The organism is Paucibacter sp. KCTC 42545, from assembly GCF_001477625.1.
GTDB lineage: Bacteria > Pseudomonadota > Gammaproteobacteria > Burkholderiales > Burkholderiaceae_C > Paucibacter_A.
In genome coordinates this window covers 2,379,704-2,396,987 of the sequence record NZ_CP013692.1, presented here as the reverse complement: position 1 = coordinate 2,396,987, position 17,284 = coordinate 2,379,704, and the positions used below count along the sequence as shown (strand labels likewise).

The following is a 17,284-nucleotide window of genomic DNA, read 5'->3' as shown; positions in this document are numbered from 1 at the left end:
GTTTGGCTGGGGTCAGGAGTGCCGGGGCTCAATGGCGCACCATGATTTCTGTGAGGCCGTTCTTACCCGCAGCGGCGGCGAGTCGGCCATCGCGCTTGATGGCGCTGACAAACTGATTCAGGCGCTGCAGCCAGGCCTCGTCGCCCGGCTTTACCGCATAGGCGTAAGGCATGGCGGCCAGTGGCTTGGGCGGGCTCAGGCGCCGAATCCAGTCGGTATTGGCCAGCAGGTATTGGCTGAAGGGAAAGTCCACCATGAAGACATCGACCCGGCCCGACTCCAATTCCAGCTCGTAGTTCTGTTCCATCTGCAGAGGAACCGACTGCGCCTGGCGCAGCCAGCCGGCCATGACGGGCGCGATAAAGCTGGTGGCGGGCACGGCCACGCGCACGCCGGGCTGATCGATATCGGCCCAGGTCTTGACGACGCGGCTGCTGCGTGACACCAGGGCGTAGATGCCGCTTTGCAAATAAGCGGCGGAGAAATCCAGCTTGGCTTGCCGCTCGGGCGTGACGCCGATGCCGAACATGGCCACATCGCAGCGGTCATGCCGCAGGTCATCGATCAGCCGGGTATAGGTCGTTTCGACAAATTCCAGCGTCACGCCCAGGTCTTGGGCAAAAGCCTTGGCCAGGTCGATATCGATGCCGCTGAGTTGCTGCGTTCGGGGGCTGCGGTAGCTGATGCTGTAGTAGCCCGGCCAGATGCAGGCGCGCAGCTTGTGGGATTGCAGCACCCGCTGCATCACTTCGCCGGCTTGTGCGGTGCCTGGCGTGAGCGCGCAGGCAAGGAGCAGGCCGCAACTCAAGCCGAGTTGGCTGACAAACTTGCGCCACGGGTCGCGTCGAACCATGTCCACAAACTCCTTGAGCCGAGATCGCTCGGCTCAAGGGTTTATAGCAGAAGGCAGGGCCTGCGCGTTGGGGTTTAGCTACCGAAAGCGGGTCTGGCAGGCGCTGTAGCGCTTGCTTAAAGCTCGGTGCGCAAGGCCCACAGCTCGGGGAAGAGCACCACATCCAGCATCTTGCGCAGATAGCCCACGCCCGAGGTGCCGCCGGTGCCGCGCTTGAAGCCGATGACACGCTCCACCGTGGTGACGTGGCGGAAGCGCCAAAGGCGGAAGGCGTCTTCCAGATCGACCAGCTCTTCACCCATCTGGTAGAGATCCCAATGCGCTTGAGGTTGGCGGTAGACCTCCAACCAGGCGGCCTTGACGCCCTCGCTGGCGGCATAGGGCTGGGTCCAGTCGCGGTTCAAGGCTTCGGCCGGGACCTGAATGCCGCGCCGCGCCATCAGGCGCAGGGTCTCGTCATACAGCGAAGGCGCACGCCAGGCGGCTTCCACCCCGGCCAGCAAGTCGGGCCGGTGGGCGTGGGGCTTGAGCATGGCGGCATTCTTATTGCCCAGCATGAACTCGATGCGGCGGTACTGCGCGCTTTGGAAGCCGCTGCTGTTGGAGAGATAGGGCCGGATGGCCGAGTACTCCGGCGGCGTCATCGTGGCCAGCACGTCCCAGGCATGCACCAGCTGCTCCATGATGCGCGAAACCCGGGCCAGCATCTTGAAGGATTCCGGCAGCTGGTCCGCGGCCAGCTTGGCCACGGCAGCCTCCATCTCGTGCAGCATCAGCTTCATCCACAGCTCCGAGGTCTGGTGCTGGACGATGAAGAGCATCTCGTTGTGCTCGGGCGAAAGCGGCTTCTGGGCGCCCAGAATTTGGTCCAGATGCAGATAGTCGCCGTAGCTCATATCTTTCGAGAAATCGAGCTGCGCGCCTTCTTGCTGAACGATTTGCTCGGTGTGGCCAGGCGTGCTTTGGGCGGGCAGGCTTTGGTTGTCTTGCGGGTCTTGCGAGTGATAGGGGCAGCTCATGTGACCTTGCCTTTCTGGGCGAAGCGGGGTTCTTGCCATTGCTGGGTGCTGAGCACCTCGCGCAGATGTTCGATCGCGTCAAACACATCGGTGAAGCCGATATAGGCCGGCGTGAAGCCAAAGCGCAAGATGTGCGGCACGGCGTCCAGGCGCTGCGGGTCGCCGGCGCGGAAGTCGCCGATCACGCCGCGCGCGATCAAGGCTTGCACCACGGCGTAGCCGGCATGTTCCAGCGGCGCGTCCAGGCTCAGGCACACCTGGCTGCCGCGCAGCTGGGCTTCGCGCGGCGAGGCCGGGCGCACGCCCAGCTCGCCGCAGCGCGCTTCGGCCAGTGCGATGAACAGCTCGGTAAGTGCGACGGACTTGCTGCGCAGTGCCGCCATGCCGCCGAACTGCTCGGCAGCCAGCAAGGTGTCCACCCCGCATTCCAGTGCCGACATGGACAAGAGCGCAGGCGTGCCACAGACAAAGCGCTTGATGCCGGCAGCAGGCTGGTAATCGGTGCTGAACTGGAAGGGCGCGGCATGGCCCAGCCAGCCGACCAAGGGCTGCTGCGCCTGATCGGCCCAGCGTGGGTTGACCCAGGCAAAGGAGGGCGCGCCTGGGCCGCCGTTGAGGTATTTGTAGCCGCAGCCAATGGCGAAGTCGGCGTCCGCCGCATTCAGGTCTACCGGCACGGCGCCGGCCGAATGCGCCAGATCCCACACTGCCAGGCCGCCCGCCGCATGGGTAGCGGCAGTCAGCGTGGCCATATCGTGCTGATAGCCAGTGCGGTAGTTCACATGCGTGAGCATCAGCACGGCCAGTTCTTGGTTCAGCAGGCCGGGAATCTCCGCCACATCGTCGACCAGGTGCAGGCGAGCGCCATGCTGCTGGGCCAGGCTTTGGGCGATATAGAGATCGGTGGGGAAGTTGCTGCGCTCGGACACGATCACCGTGCGCGCCGGGTCGGCCTGGCGCTGCAGGGTCAGCGCGGCGGACAGCACCTTGTACAGATTCAGCGAGGTGGAGTCGGCCACGATGGTCTCGCCCGGCTTGGCGCCGATCAGGCGGCCGATCTTGTTGCCGATGCGCTCTGGCAGGTCGATCCAGCCGGCATCATTCCAGCTCTTGATCAAGCCCTGACCCCATTCCTGGCTGATCACCTCTTGCACCCGGCCCAGTGTGGCGCGCGGCAGCACGCCCAGGGAGTTGCCGTCCAGATAGATCACGCCGGCGGGCAAGTCGAACTGGTCTTTGAGCCCGCGCAAGGCGTCGGCTTGGTCCAGCGCCAGGCAGTCTTGCCGGCTGATGTTGGTCGCGTTCATGTTCATTCCTTTTGGTCAAAGTTCGCGCAAGACGGCGCGTACCGGCGAGGCGCAGGCCCCGGCCAGTTTGAGGGGGAGGGCAATCAATTCGTAGTCGCCTTCGGCGACTTCGTCCAGCACCAGGTTCTCCAGCACCCGCAGATTCAGGGCCAGCAGTTGCTGGTGGCTGTCCAGGCTCTTGCTGCTGGCAGGGTCTACCGAGGGCGTGTCCAGGCCAATCAGCTGCACGCCCTGCGCGGCCAGCCAGGCCACGGTCTCGGGGGCGAAGGCGCTGAACTCGGGGTTCCATTGCGTATCGGCGCGCTCGCAGCAGCGCACCAGCACGCGTGAGGGCAGATCTGCAGCTGCATGCTGCAAATGCTCGATGCGAATCAAGGGGCCGCAATCAATGGCGTGGATGACCCGGCATGGGCCCAGATAGGCCGCCAGATCCACCTCGGCCGCGCTGGCCGCGCCGTTTGCATAGTGCAGCGGCGCATCCGCATGCGCGCCCACGTGAGGCGACATGGTGAGGGCGCTGAGGTTGACCGGGCACTCGGGCGAGAGCCGGGCGGTCCAGCGCAGTGAGTAGGGCTCGTCACCCGGAAAGATCGGCGACTGCGGTGACACCAGGGGCGAAATATCCCAGAGGCGTTGTGGCCTTGTTGGCGCTGCTGGTGTGGTCATCATCCTAGCTCCGGCAGTTGGACGCGCCCGGAGGGGTCGCTAGGGGGCGCGCGGGCAAGGCGCGCCGACGAAGTGGGCTAATGCCCACGAGGAGAAGCAACGCAGACTGCGTGCCTCCTAGCGAGCCAGGCGGGTGCGTAGCGCTGTCACCCGAATGGTGAGGGGACTTGAACGAAACAAAGGTAGTAGGCATTGAGGTTCCCAAGTCAAGACAAGCGGTCAACTGTCGGATCTAGGATCAGTCTCCCTTGGCTTGAACGGTCGGCACCTTAACAAGGCGTGGCGGGGCGTGGTGTCGGTTAATCCCAACAAGCAAGCAACAAGTGTGCGACGCATTTTCGCTGCGGGAAAGTCCCATGCACAAGTGCGATTATTTGATTGACACCTCAACTATCCATGCCTAAAGTGCGATCAACCCGAGGAGATTTGATATGCGCATTTGCTGCATTGGTGGAGGCCCGGCTGGCCTGTATTTCGCCCTGCTGATGAAGCAGCAAAACCCTAGCCATCACATCACTGTGCTGGAGCGCAACAAGCCCGGTGACACCTTCGGTTGGGGCGTGGTGTTCTCGGATCAAACACTCGGCGCCATGCGTGAGGCCGACGCCAAAACGGCCGATGCGATTCTGCAGGCTTTCAACCATTGGGACGATATCGAGGTGCATGTTCAGGGGCGCACGATGCGCTCCGGCGGCCACGGTTTTTGCGGCATCGGGCGCATGCAATTGCTGCAGATTCTGCAAGCGCGCTGCGTGGAGCTGGGTGTGGATCTGCGCTTCGAGTCCGATGTGCCGGACGACGGCGAAATTGAGGCTGATCTCATCATCGCCGCCGACGGCCTGAACAGCCGCCTGCGCCAGAAATACGCCGCCACCTATCAGCCTGACATCGACCTGCGCCAATGTCGCTTTGTCTGGCTGGGCACCAGCCGCTTGTTCGAGGCTTTTACCTTCGATTTCCAGCAAACCGAATGGGGCTGGTTTCAGGCCCATGCTTATCGCTTTGACGAGCACACCTCAACCTTCATCGTCGAGGCGCCGGAGGCGGTCTGGCAGGCCGCCGGCATCGAGGCCATGAGCAAGGAAGAGGGCATTGCCTTTTGCGAGCGCTTGTTTGCCAAGGTGCTGGACGGCCACTCGCTGCGCTCCAATGCCGCCCATCTGCGCGGCTCGGCCCAGTGGATACGCTTCCCGCGCGTGGTGTGCAAGCAGTGGGTGCATGTCAACGCCCAAGGCACGCCAGTGGTGTTGATGGGCGATGCGGCGCACACGGCGCATTTCTCCATTGGATCGGGCACCAAGCTGGCGCTGGAAGATGCGATTGCGCTGGCGCAAGACATCGCCGCCCATGCGTCCGATTTGCCCACTGCCTTGGCGCAGTACCAGGCCAGCCGCAGCATCGAGGTGCTGCGCATCCAGAATGCGGCGCGCAATTCCACCGAGTGGTTTGAGAACGTGGCTCGCCATGCGCACCTGGCCCCGGAGCAATTTGCCTATTCCTTGCTGACCCGCTCGCAACGCATCTCGCACGAGAACCTGCGCCAGCGTGATCCCGCCTATGTGCGTGGCTTTGAGCAATGGTTGGGTGAGCGGGCAGGCCTGGCGCCCGAGCATGCAGCAGTTCCGCCCATGTTCACTCCCTTCACCTTGCGCGGCCTGACGCTGAAAAACCGCGTGGTGGTGTCGCCGATGGCGCAATACAGCTGCGTGGACGGCCTGCCCGGCGACTACCACCTGGCCCATTTGGGCGCGCGCGCCTTGGGCGGCGCCGGCCTGGTGTTTGCCGAGATGACTTGCACCTCGGCAGATGCCCGCATCACCCCCGGCTGCCCCGGCCTCTACACCGATGCGCAAGGCGAGGCCTGGGCGCGCATCGTCAGTTTTGTGCACCAGCACAGCAGCGCCAAGATTGCGATGCAGCTGGGCCATGCTGGACCCAAGGGCTCGACCCGTGTCGGCTGGGAGGGGACCGATCAGCCACTGGCCGATGGCAATTGGCCGCTGGTGTCGGCCTCCAGCCAGCAGTATTTGGCGGGCGTGAGCCAGACCGCGCGCGCCATCAGCCTGGCCGAAATGGCCCAAGTCAAGGCCGACTTCTGTGCCGCCACCCGCCGCGCCGCCGCCGCTGGTTTCGACTGGCTTGAGCTGCATTGCGCCCACGGCTATTTGCTCTCGAGCTTCATCTCGCCCCTGACCAATCAGCGTCAGGACGATTACGGCGGCAGCCTGGCCAATCGCCTGCGCTTCCCGCTCGAAGTGTTTGCGGCCATGCGGGCTCTGTGGCCGGCGGAGCGGCCCATGTCGGTGCGCATCTCCGCGAATGACTGGGTGGCCGGTGGCACCACGCCCGAAGATGCGGTGGAGATCGCAGCAGCCTTTAAGGCCGCTGGGGCGGACCTGATCGATGTGTCCTCCGGCCAGGTCAGCAAGCAGGAAAGGCCGGTCTACGGCCGCATGTGGCAAACCCCTTTCGCCGAGAGCATTCGCAACCGCGTCGGCATCCCGACCATGGCGGTGGGCGGCATCTCCGAGGCCGACCATGTCAACAGCATCATTGCGGCCGGCCGGGCGGACTTGTGCGCCGTGGCCCGCCCACATCTGGCCAACCCGGCATGGACGCTGACCGAAGCCGCGCGCATTGGCTACACCGGCCCGGTCGGGCTGGCTTGGCCGCAGCCCTATCTGGCGGGCAAGCAGCAGCTGGAGCGCGAGTTTGAGCGCCAGCGCACCCAGGGCGCGGCGGCACAGGCGCAGGATTTGAAGGCGCTGGGCGTATGAGCAAGGAAGGAATTAGCGAGCTTGTTCTGCACGGCAAGCACGCCGTCGTCACCGGCGGCGGCAGCGGCATCGGGGCGGCCATCGCTCAGGCCTTGCTGGCTGCCGGCGCCAATGTCACTTTGATGGGCCGCAGCCTGGAGCGCCTGCAAGCGCAAGCCGCTGCTTTGCAAGCACCCGGCCGCTTGGCCCTACAAACCGTGGATGTGAGCGAGGAGGCCAGCGTGCAGCAGGCCTTCGGTGCAGTGAGCCAAGGGGCTTTCGGGCCAGCAGCCATTTTGGTCAATAACGCCGGCCAGGTTCAAACCGCGCCTCTGCACCGCAGTAGTTTGGACATGTGGCAGACCATGCTGGGTGTCAACCTGACCGGCACTTTTTTGTGCAGCCGTGAAGTCTTGCCCGCGATGCTGGAGCAGGGCTTTGGCCGCATCATCAATGTCGCCAGCACGGCCGCGCTGACGGGCTACCCCTATGTGGCAGCCTACTGTGCCGCCAAGCATGGCGTGCTGGGCTTGACCCGTGCCTTGGCGTTGGAAGTAGCGCGGCGCGGCATCACCGTCAATGCGGTATGCCCGGGCTATACCGAAACCGACATCATCAGCCGCGCCGTCGACACCCTGGTGCAAAAGACCGGCCGCACGCCCGAGCAGGCCCTAGCCGGCTTTGCGGCCAGCAACCCGCAGGGCCGCCTGGTGCAGCCTGCCGAAGTTGCCGATGCCGTGCTGTGGCTGGCCCGCCCGGCCGCTGGCGCGATGAATGGTCAGTCGATTGCCGTGTGCGGTGGGGAGCTGATGTGAGCACCGTGGCCGCCACCGAAACGCCCGATCTGGAGTCGCGCCTGCAGGGGCAGGACCACCAAACCCATCAAGCCCTCAGGCTCTGGCTGCGCATGCTCGCCTGCACCACCCGGGTCGAGGCGGTGATTCGCAAGCGCTTGGCGCAAGACTTTGCGACCACCTTGCCGCGCTTTGACTTGCTGGCCCAACTGGAGCGCCACCCGCAGGGCCTGAGCATGCGCGAGTTGTCGCAGCGCCTGATGGTGACCGGCGGCAATATCACGGGCATCACTGATCAGCTGGAAGCCGAAGGCCTGGTGCTGCGCGCCCCGCACCCCAGCGACCGGCGCAGCTTTTCCGTCAAACTCACGCCCCAGGGCCGGCGCCAGTTCAAGCGCATGGCCAGCACCCATGAGCAATGGGTGCTGGAATTGTTGGGCGGCTGGAATGCCGAGCAGCAAGCGCAAGTCCACGGCTTGCTGGCCGAATTGAAAACACATTTGGGCGCGCTGGACGCCGCGGGGCAAGACCTGACCCCGCCCAAACCACGCGCCAAGGATAGGACGAGCAAGCGATGAGCGACACACCAATGAAGAAGCCGATGGACAGCCACCTCCTGGCCGGTAACCAGCGCAGCCTGCAGGGCTTCGCGCCCCAGCATTTCGCCTGGGAGCAGCGCGGCATGGTGGGTGTGATCACCCTGAACCGGCCCGAGCGCAAGAACCCGCTCACCTTCGAGAGCTATGCCGAGCTGCGCGATCTGTTTCGCACGCTGAGCTATGTGGACGAGGTGCGCGCCATCGTCGTACAGGGCGCCGGCGAGAACTTTTGCTCCGGCGGCGATGTGCATGAAATCATCGGTCCGCTGACCCAGATGAGCATGCCCGATTTGCTGGCCTTCACCCGCATGACGGGCGACTTGGTCAAGGCCATGCGGGCCTGCCCGCAGCCTGTCATCTCGGCCATTGACGGCGTTTGCGCCGGCGCCGGCGCCATCATCGCCATGGCCTCGGACCTGCGTGTGGGCACCGCCCGCAGCAAGACCGCCTTTTTGTTCAGCCGCGTCGGCCTGGCCGGTTGCGATATGGGTGCGTGCAGCCTCTTGCCGCGCATCATCGGCCAGGGCCGCGCTTCTGACTTGCTTTACAGCGGCCGCAATCTGGGCGGCGACGAGGCCTTGAGCTGGGGCTTTCTGAACCGCCTGGTCGAACCCGCTGAGGTCTTGAGTAGCGCCGTGGCCTGGGCAGAGCAAATTGCTGGCGGCCCCAGCTTTGGCCATGCCATGACCAAAAAGATGCTGCATCAGGAATGGGCCATGGGCGTGGACGAGGCCATCGAGTCCGAAGCGCAGGCACAGGCCATCTGCATGATGACGCAAGACTTTCAACGCGCCTATCACGCCTTCGTCGCCAAGCAGCGGCCGGCATTCAAGGGAGATTGAGCCATGCCCCATCTGAAACATCTGGAATGGCCTTTCTTCGACGCGCGTCACCGCGAATTGGCGGCCGAGTTGGACGCCTGGTGTGGCGCCCATCTGCACGCCGGCCATGCGGCGGATGTGGATGCCGAGTGCCAGTCGCTGGTCAAACAGCTGGGCGAGGCAGGTTGGCTGCGCCACGCGATCGCCGGCCAGGCCTTGGGCGGCGCGGCCGAGGTGATCGATACCCGCGCCATCTGCCTGCTGCGCGAAACTCTGGCCCGCCACAACGGCCTGGCCGACTTTGCCTTTGCTATGCAAGGCCTGGGTTCGGGCGCAATTTCGCTGGCCGGCAGCGCCGCGCAGCGGGAGCGTTATCTGCCGCGGGTGGCCCGCGGTGAAGTTCTGGCGGCCTTCGCCTTGTCAGAGCCCGAGGCGGGCTCTGACGTGGCGGCGATGCAATGCAGCGCGGTGGAAGACGGCGACTGCTATGTGCTCAACGGCGAGAAGACCTGGATCTCCAACGGCGGCATCGCGGGCTTTTACACCGTGTTCGCGCGGACCGGGGAGGGCGAACAGCCCGCGGGGGCTGTTCGCGGTTCGAGAGGCATCAGTGCCTTCATCGTCGATGCCGACACGCCCGGCTTTGAGATTGCCGAGCGCATTCAGGTGATCGCACCGCACCCGCTGGCGCGTCTGCGTTTTGTGAATTGCCGGGTGCCCAAGAGCCAGCTGATTGGCACGGCGGGCGAGGGCTTCAAGATCGCGATGCGCACGCTCGATGTGTTCCGCACTTCGGTGGCCGCCGCCGCCCTGGGCTTTGCGCGCCGGGCCTTGCAAGAGGGTTTGGCGCAGGCCAAGAGCCGGGCCATGTTTGGCGCGCGGCTGGCAGATTTGCCGCTGACGCAGGCCAAGCTGGCCACCATGGCCTGCACAGTGGATAGCTCGGCGCTGCTGGTCTACCGCGCCGCCTGGCAGCGTGACCAGGGCCAGAACGTGACCCGCGAAGCCGCCATGGCCAAACTGATGGCCACCGAAGGCGCACAGCAGGTGATCGACGCCGCCGTGCAGATCTTTGGCGGCCGGGGTGTGCGCAGCGGCGAGATGGTGGAGCAGCTCTATCGCGAAATTCGCGCTTTGCGGATCTACGAAGGGGCCAGCGAGGTGCAGCAGCTCATCATTGGGCGGGACTTGCTGCGATGAATGCGCTCGGCCCATTTTGCGATGCGCTTGTGGCCGGGCCCATGCCGGGATTGCGGCCCGGCAGCCGCCTCACTTTCTTTGCTTCGCCAAAGAAAGTAAGCAAAGAAAGGCGACCCAGATGTCTGGCCCCTGCGGGGTCCGCTGCGGTGCTCAAATTCCAGGGCTCGCGCAGAACTCACTTCGCTCGCTGGCGCTCGCTGCGTTCAGACAGCTGCGCGAAGCTAGAGCTTGAAGGCGCTGGCGCGCCTGCCCTGGAATTCTCCGCTCCTCACCCAGACATATGGGACCGAACACGGTCACGGCTCGCTGCGCATCGCCTCGGTTTAATTCAGGCGGCGAGTGCGCAGCGCAGGCCGCTACTCGAGGCGATGCGTAGCGAGCCGAGACCTGAGTCTCCCCTTCTGCATGGGCGAGGAGCGGAGGATTCGCCTGGCGTCGCGCAGCGACTGCAAGAACTGACTTCGCGCAGCTGTCTGAGCGCAGTGAGCGTTAGCGAACGAAGCGAGTTCTGCGCGGCCAGGCGAAGCCGAGTACCGCAGCGAACCCCGCAGGGGCCATGCGGCAGGGGCGGCTTCTTTGCCTTCTTTCTTGGGCGCCCAAGAAAGAAGGTCGCCTGCGGGGGCGAAATCCCCGCTGGGCCGTCGAGCTCGCGCAGCCCTCGCCAAGTCGGCCGGAAGTTAAAACCTTGAGTGCCAAGCCATGACCTACACCGCCCACCTCGACACCTTCGCCCGCGATCACCTGCCGCCCCCCGAGCAATGGCCCGAATTGATCTTCGAGCTGCCCGAGCTGAAGTTCCCCGAACGCCTGAACTGCGCCAGCGAATTGCTGGACCGCTGGGTGAGCGAAGGCCAGGGCGAGCGCCTGTGCTTGCAAGGGGATCGCGGTGAGCGCTGGACTTATGCCGATCTGCAGGCCAAGGCCAACCGCATCGCCCATGTGCTGGTGCAAGACATGGGCCTGGTGCCTGGCAACCGGGTGCTGCTGCGCGGCGCCAATACGCCGCAGCTGGCGGCCTGCTGGTTTGCGGTGCAAAAGGCCGGCGGGATTGCGGTCGCCACCATGCCCATGTTGCGCGGCGGTGAGTTGAGCCAGGTGATTCAAAAAGCCGAGGTCAGCCATGCCCTGTGCGATGCACGCCTGATCGATGACCTGTGCGCGGCGCAAGCGCAATGCCCAACGCTGCGCGAGATCCGGCTGTTCAACTGCGGCGGTGCCGATGGGGCGGATAACTTGGAAGCCATCGCCGCCACCAAGCCCGCCGAATTCAACAATGTGGACACCGCCGCCGATGACTGCTGCCTGATTGCCTTCACCTCCGGCACCACCGGCAAGCCCAAGGGCTGCATGCATTTCCATCGCGATGTGATGGCGATCTGCCGCTGCTGGCCGCCGCATGTGCTGAAACCCCAGGCGGACGATATCTTCATCGGTAGCCCACCCTTGGCCTTCACCTTCGGCCTGGGCGGCTTGCTGCTCTTTCCGATGACGGTGGGGGCTTCCGCTGTGCTGCTGGAAAAGGCCACGCCGGACGCCTTGTTGCCCGCCATTGCCAAGTACCGCGCCACCGTGTGCTTCACCGCGCCCACCTCTTACCGCGTGATGGCGCCGCAACTGCCCCAGCACGACGTCAGCAGCTTGCGCAAATGTGTCAGCGCTGGCGAGGCGCTACCAGCGGCCACCCGGGCATTGTGGAAGGACGCCAGCGGCATCGAGCTGATCGATGGCATCGGCGCCACCGAGTTGCTGCACATCTTCATCTCGCATGACGAGTCCACGGCCAAGCCGGGCGCGACCGGCAAGCCGGTGCCGGGCTACCGGGCTTGCGTACTGGACGATGAGGGTCAGGTCTTGCCTGCGGGCCAAATCGGCCGCTTGGCGATCAAGGGGCCGACGGGTTGCCGCTACCTGGCCGACCCGCGCCAAGCTAGTTATGTTCTGAAGGGTTGGAACCTGACCGGGGACGCGTATTTGGTCGACGATGAGGGTTACTTCGTCTACCAGTCGCGCACCGATGACATGATCATCTCCGGGGGCTACAACATCGCCGGGCCGGAGGTGGAAGCAGCCCTCTTATTGCACCCGGCCGTGGCGGAATGCGGAGTGGTGGGGCAGGCAGATGAAGCACGGGGGCAGATCGTCAAAGCCTTTGTGGTCTTGCGGTCAGGCCAGGCGGCCAGCGCCGAGATGGTCAAGACCTTGCAGGACTTTGTGAAGGCGCAACTGGCGCCCTACAAATACCCGCGCGCCATCGAGTTCACCAGCCAACTGCCACGCACCGAAACGGGCAAATTGCAGCGCTTTCGCTTGCGCAGCGATGCGGCGGTGAAATCGTCCTGAAGCCGATCCACAGCCTGTGGGTCAGCGTGATTCCTATTCAAATCAAGGAGAGCTCGATGATGAAGTTGGCAGCAAAGAACAGTCAGCGTTTGAACCTCAGCCTGTTGGCACTCTGCATGGCGCTGGGTGCCACTCAGGCCCAGGCGGCTGACAAGGTCAAGGTCGGCTTGCTCAGCACCTTGTCGGGCCCGGGCGCAGGTTTGGGCGTGGACATTCGCGATGGCTTTGCCCTGGCGCTCAAGCACAGCGGCGGCAAGTTCGGCGGCCTGCCTGTTGAGCTGATCACGGCCGATGACCAGCAAAATCCCGAAGTCGCCAAGCAGACCTCGGACCGTCTGATCAAGCGCGACAAGGTCGACTTCATGACCGGCATCGTGTTCTCCAATCTGATGCTGGCCGTGGGCCCCAGCGTCTTCGCCAGCAAGACGCCTTACATCAGCGCCAATGCCGGCCCCTCGCAGTACGCGGGAGAGCAGTGCAACCCATTCTTCTTCAATGTGGCTTGGCAGAACGACAACGTCCACGAAGCCATTGGCAAGACCATGACGGACAAGGGCTTCAAAAAGGTGGTGATCTTGGCGCCCAACTACCCGGCGGGCAAGGACGCAGCCGCCGGCTTCAAGCGCTTCTACAAGGGCGAGGTGGTGGAAGAGATCTTCACCAAGCTCGGACAGTTGGACTATGCGGCCGAACTGGCGCAGGCCCGTGCGGCCAAGCCCGACAGCATGTACATCTTCCTGCCCGGTGGCATGGGCATCAATTTCATCAAGCAGTTTGTGGGTGCAGGCTTGTCGAAAGACATCACCTTGTTCGGCCCCGGCACCTCGGCTGACGAGGATGTGATCAAGGCCGTGGGCGAGCCCATGCTGGGCATGTTCAACAGCTCGCAATGGGCGCATGACATGGACAACGCCGGCAACAAGAAGTTTGTGGCCGACTTCCAGAAAGACTACGGTCGCCTGCCGTCGATGTTCGCCGCCCAAGGCTATGACGCCGCCTTGCTGATGGACGCCGCGGTGCGTGATGTCAAAGGCAAGATCGAAGACAAGCCCGCACTCTTGAAGGCCTTGAAGGCCGCCAAGTTCAACTCCATCCGAGGCGGCTTCAAGTTCAATAACAACCAGTTCCCGATCCAGGACTACTACCTGCGCGTGATCACCAAGGACGCGCAAGGCCGCGTCACCAACAAGACCCTGGGCAAGATCTTCAGTAATCATGCGGATGCCTACGCGGCATCTTGCAAGATGCAGTGAACTTGAAAGGCGCCGCAACACAGCCGGCTGCCCAAGGGGAACAGGCGGGCGCTGCGGCGAAGTAAAGGAGGAGGCCGCGGCCGCAGGCCGTGGACGGGGGACATGAGCGGCAGCGCCCGTCTGTTCCCCTGAGTTCGCGTCAGAGATGGTGCGGGGTGGCGTGCTTGCTTGTTTGCCTACTTCGCGCCGCTCATGTCCCCCGGCTCCGGCCTGCGGCCTTCGCCTCCTCCTTGACTTCGCTATGCGAAGCAGCCAAACAAGCGGCATGTCTGTATGCACGGCGAAAACAGCAAGCGATCTTCAATTGAATAGGACGCAATGGACTGGATTTTGATCACCGAGCAGGCCCTCAACGGCCTGCAGTTTGGCCTGATGTTGTTCTTGCTGGCTGCCGGCCTGACGCTGGTGTTCGGCATCATGGACATGATCAATCTGGCCCATGGCTCGCTCTATATGGTGGGAGCCTATCTGGCCGCCGCCACGGCGCAGGCTACCGGCTCTTTTGCGCTAGCGGTGCTGGCGGCTCTGGTGGGCACGGCGCTGTTTGGCATGTTGCTGGAGTTGACGCTTTTGCGTCGGCTCTATCAGCGCGACCACCTGTCCCAAGTCTTGGCCACTTTCGCCTTGATCCTGATCTGCAATGAAGGCGTGCGCATGATCTGGGGTGAACAGCCCATGATGCTCAACACGCCGGCGGCTTTGTCTGGCCCGGTGGAATTGTTACCCGGTCTGCTGTATCCCGCCTACCGCTTACTCATCATCGGCGTCGGCCTCGCGGTGGCTTTGCTGCTGTTTGTGTTGGTGACGCGAACCCGCATTGGCATGTGGGTGAGGGCGGGGGCATCGAACCGGCCCATGGCCATGGCCATGGGTGTCAATACCGGCCGTTTGTTCACCCTGGTGTTTGGCTTTGGCGCGGCACTGTGTGCTTTGGCCGGCTCGTTGCTGGGGCCTTTGTTGGCAGTTCAGGTGGGTATGGGTGAGAGCATTCTGATCCTGGCTTTTGTGGTGATCGTCATCGGCGGCATCGGCTCTATCCGCGGTGCGTTGGTGGGGGCTTTGGCTGTTGGCCTGGTAGATACCTGCAGCCGCGCTTTGCTGCCGGCCTTGCTGCGCCAGGTGGCGTCGGCCGAGGTCGCCAGCAATCTGGGCCCGGCGCTGGCGTCCATCCTGATCTATGTGCTGATGGCGGCGGTCTTGTTTTGGAAACCGGCGGGCTTGTTCCCGGCGCGGGGATGAGCGCCATGAGTCAATCGCTTCATCATCGCGGCCTGGGTGTTTGGGCTTATGGCCTTTTGCTCTTGCTGGCCGCTTTGCCGCCGCTACTCACCGCCCTGGGCATGGAGTTCTACCTGGGCGTGATGAGCAGGGTGCTGATCTTCGCCATCGCTGCTTCCAGCCTGAACCTGATCTTGGGATTCGGCGGCATGGTCAGCTTTGGCCATGCGGCTTTTGTGGGCCTTGGGGCCTACACCGTGGGCATCTTGGCCGAGGCGGGCGTGGTGCAGGCCTGGATCGCCTGGCCGCTGGCCATGGCGGTCAGCGCGCTGGCGGCGGCCTTGATCGGCGCCATCAGTCTGCGTACCCGGGGCGTGTACTTCATCATGATCACCCTGGCATTCGCCCAGATGTTTTACTACCTCATGGTCTCCCTAAAGGCTTATGGCGGCGAAGACGGCATGCCGCTGCCGCAGCGCTCCCTGGCCCCAGGCTTGGATTTGCAAAACGATGCGCAGTTCTACTGGCTGATTTTGGCTTTGGGCGCGTTGGTGATGGCGGCCTTGCAGCGCTGGGTCAATTCGCCCTTCGGTCAACTCTTGCAAGGCATCAAGGAGAACGAACAGCGCATGGCCGCCGTCGGCAGCCCGGTGTTCGCCGTGCAGTGGCAGGCCTTTGTGCTGGCGGGTGCCTTGGCTGGCTTGGCGGGTGCATTGCTGGCCAATCTGAACGGTCTGGTTACGCCGCATATGCTGCATTGGTCGCAGTCGGGGCAGTTGCTCATCATGCTGATCCTCGGCGGCGCCGGGGCTTTGTGGGGCGGGGTCTTGGGTGCGGCGGTGTTGTTGCTGCTGGAAGAAGTGCTTTCTGGCTACACCTTGCACTGGCAGATGGTGCTGGGGCTCTTGCTCTTGTTGGTGGTCTTGTTTGCGCCCAAGGGCCTGGCCGGCAGCTTCGCTCGGCCGCGGAAGGAAGAGAAATGACTGACGCGCAGCCGCTGCTGAAGGTGGAGGGCTTGGTCAAGCGCTTCGGCGCCCTGGCGGCCACCGACCACGCCAGCTTCGAGGTCAAGGCCGGCGAGGTGCATGCCTTGATCGGACCAAATGGTGCCGGCAAAACCACTTTGATCCATCAAATCTCAGGGGCGCTCAAGCCCGATGCTGGCCGCATTCTCTTCGCCGGGCAAGACCTGACCCTCATGCCCATGGCCGCGCGGGTGCGGGCCGGCCTTGTGCGCTCTTATCAGATCACCAGCATCTTCAAAAGCTTCAGCGTGTTGGACAACCTCTGCCTGGCCGTTCAGGCGCGCCGGCCCGGCTGGCCCATCTTGTGGCGCAAAGCCGCGGCCGACAAGGCGCTGCGCGCCGAAGCCCAGGACTTGCTGGTGCGCATCGGCCTGGCCGCACAGGCGCAGCGCCAAGCCGGCTCTCTTGGGCACGGCGAGCAGCGGCAGCTGGAGCTAGGCCTGGCCCTGGCGGCACGGCCGCGCTTGCTCTTGCTGGACGAGCCCATGGCCGGCATGGGGCCGGACGAGTCGGAGCGCATGGTCGTGCTGCTGCAATCGCTGCGGCAAGAGGTGACCCTGCTGCTGGTGGAACACGATATGGACGCGGTGTTCCGTCTGGCCGATCGCATCTCTACCCTGGTGTTCGGCCGGGTCATTGCCAGCGGCACGCCGGATGAAATTCGCGCCCACCCCGAGGTCAAAAAAGCCTATCTGGGCGATGAAGAGATGGAGGCGGCGCTGTGAGCAGCTTGCTGGAAGTCAGCGGCCTGGAGGCCGCCTACGGTAGCAGCCAGGTTTTGTTCGGCCTTGACTTGTCCGTGCAGGCCGGCGAGGTGGTGACGCTGCTGGGTCGCAACGGCATGGGCAAAAGCACCACGCTGCGCTGCCTGACCGGATGGATGAAGCCGCAGGCCGGGCAGATCCGCTTTTGCGGTGAAGTCATCAACGGCTGGTCGGCCGACCGCATCGCGCGCTTAGGCCTGGCCATCGTGCCAGAAGGCCGGCAGGTGTTTCCCAATCTTTCGGTGCGTGAGCATTTGCAGGCTTTTGCGGCCAATCGCAGTGGCGCAGCTGAACCTTGGGGCGTGGAGCGGGTGTTCGAGTTGTTCCCGCGCCTGCGCGAGCGCGCGTCGAATATGGGCAATCAGCTCTCGGGCGGTGAGCAGCAAATGCTGGCCATCGGCCGGGCCTTGGTGACCAATCCGCGCCTGATGATTCTCGATGAGGCCACCGAAGGCTTGGCGCCGCTGATTCGCGAGGAAATTTGGCGCTGCCTTCAGGTTTTGCGTGAAGCCGGGCAGACAATTCTGGTGGTGGACAAATACGTCAAGCGCCTGATTCGCCTGGCGGATCGGCATCACATTCTGGAGCGTGGGCAAATGGTGTGGCAGGGGGACTCGGCCGCGCTGGATGCCGACCACGCGCTGTGGCACCGATACCTTGGAGTATGAC

Annotated in this window: 15 protein-coding genes; 11 read left to right on the top strand and 4 right to left on the bottom strand. The window is 64.1% G+C overall.

Annotated features, from left to right (window positions below):
* Positions 1 to 28 precede the first annotated feature (28 nt).
* From AT984_RS10525 to kynB, 4 genes are all read right to left on the bottom strand, one after another.
* Positions 29 to 853, bottom strand: a complete 825-nt coding sequence (locus tag AT984_RS10525; protein WP_058720052.1) for a substrate-binding periplasmic protein — start codon at positions 851 to 853, stop codon at positions 29 to 31.
* 116 nt (positions 854 to 969) lie between these two features.
* Positions 970 to 1,872, bottom strand: a complete 903-nt coding sequence (gene kynA / locus AT984_RS10520; RefSeq protein ID WP_082679938.1) for a tryptophan 2,3-dioxygenase — start codon at positions 1,870 to 1,872, stop codon at positions 970 to 972.
* Entirely contained in the window at positions 1,869 to 3,179 is a 1,311-nt protein-coding gene (gene kynU, locus AT984_RS10515) for a kynureninase (RefSeq protein WP_058722236.1), read from the bottom strand. The genes kynA and kynU overlap by 4 nt, the downstream gene beginning before the upstream one ends.
* Before the next feature lie 15 nt (positions 3,180 to 3,194).
* On the bottom strand, positions 3,195 to 3,845 hold the full coding sequence (gene kynB / locus AT984_RS10510; protein WP_058722235.1) for an arylformamidase: 651 nt from the start codon (positions 3,843 to 3,845) through the stop codon (positions 3,195 to 3,197).
* Between the two features lie 431 nt (positions 3,846 to 4,276).
* Here kynB and AT984_RS10505 point away from each other — a divergent pair, with 431 nt between their 5' ends.
* The 11 genes from AT984_RS10505 to AT984_RS10455 all read left to right on the top strand — a co-directional run bounded on the left by AT984_RS10505 (position 4,277) and on the right by AT984_RS10455 (position 17,283).
* Positions 4,277 to 6,622, top strand: a complete 2,346-nt coding sequence (locus AT984_RS10505; protein WP_058720051.1) for a bifunctional salicylyl-CoA 5-hydroxylase/oxidoreductase — start codon at positions 4,277 to 4,279, stop codon at positions 6,620 to 6,622.
* Positions 6,619 to 7,416 (top strand): SDR family NAD(P)-dependent oxidoreductase, encoded by a 798-nt coding sequence (locus AT984_RS10500; RefSeq protein WP_058720050.1) that lies wholly within the window; start codon positions 6,619 to 6,621, stop codon positions 7,414 to 7,416. The genes AT984_RS10505 and AT984_RS10500 overlap by 4 nt, the downstream gene beginning before the upstream one ends.
* 5 nt (positions 7,417 to 7,421) lie before the next feature.
* On the top strand, positions 7,422 to 7,973 hold the full coding sequence (locus AT984_RS10495; RefSeq protein ID WP_058722234.1) for a MarR family winged helix-turn-helix transcriptional regulator: 552 nt from the start codon (positions 7,422 to 7,424) through the stop codon (positions 7,971 to 7,973).
* Positions 7,974 to 7,984: 11 nt separating this feature from the next.
* Positions 7,985 to 8,836, top strand: a complete 852-nt coding sequence (locus AT984_RS10490) for an enoyl-CoA hydratase family protein (RefSeq protein ID WP_058720049.1) — start codon at positions 7,985 to 7,987, stop codon at positions 8,834 to 8,836.
* Positions 8,837 to 8,839: 3 nt separating this feature from the next.
* Positions 8,840 to 10,015, top strand: coding sequence for an acyl-CoA dehydrogenase family protein (locus AT984_RS10485; protein WP_058720048.1), 1,176 nt, complete (start codon positions 8,840 to 8,842; stop codon positions 10,013 to 10,015).
* 699 nt (positions 10,016 to 10,714) lie between these two features.
* Entirely contained in the window at positions 10,715 to 12,355 is a 1,641-nt protein-coding gene (locus tag AT984_RS10480) for an AMP-binding protein (protein WP_058720047.1), read from the top strand.
* 59 nt (positions 12,356 to 12,414) lie between these two features.
* A complete protein-coding gene (locus AT984_RS10475) occupies positions 12,415 to 13,608 on the top strand; it encodes an ABC transporter substrate-binding protein (protein WP_058722233.1) in 1,194 nt (397 codons plus the stop codon).
* 318 nt (positions 13,609 to 13,926) lie between these two features.
* On the top strand, positions 13,927 to 14,847 hold the full coding sequence (locus AT984_RS10470; protein ID WP_058720046.1) for a branched-chain amino acid ABC transporter permease: 921 nt from the start codon (positions 13,927 to 13,929) through the stop codon (positions 14,845 to 14,847).
* A 5-nt stretch (positions 14,848 to 14,852) separates the two neighbouring features.
* A complete protein-coding gene (locus AT984_RS10465) occupies positions 14,853 to 15,809 on the top strand; it encodes a branched-chain amino acid ABC transporter permease (RefSeq protein ID WP_058722232.1) in 957 nt (318 codons plus the stop codon).
* Positions 15,806 to 16,576, top strand: coding sequence for an ABC transporter ATP-binding protein (locus AT984_RS10460; protein ID WP_058720045.1), 771 nt, complete (start codon positions 15,806 to 15,808; stop codon positions 16,574 to 16,576). Before AT984_RS10465 ends, AT984_RS10460 begins: the two co-directional genes overlap by 4 nt.
* Entirely contained in the window at positions 16,573 to 17,283 is a 711-nt protein-coding gene (locus tag AT984_RS10455; RefSeq protein ID WP_442952177.1) for an ABC transporter ATP-binding protein, read from the top strand. Before AT984_RS10460 ends, AT984_RS10455 begins: the two co-directional genes overlap by 4 nt.
* The last annotated feature ends 1 nt before the right edge of the window (position 17,284 follow it).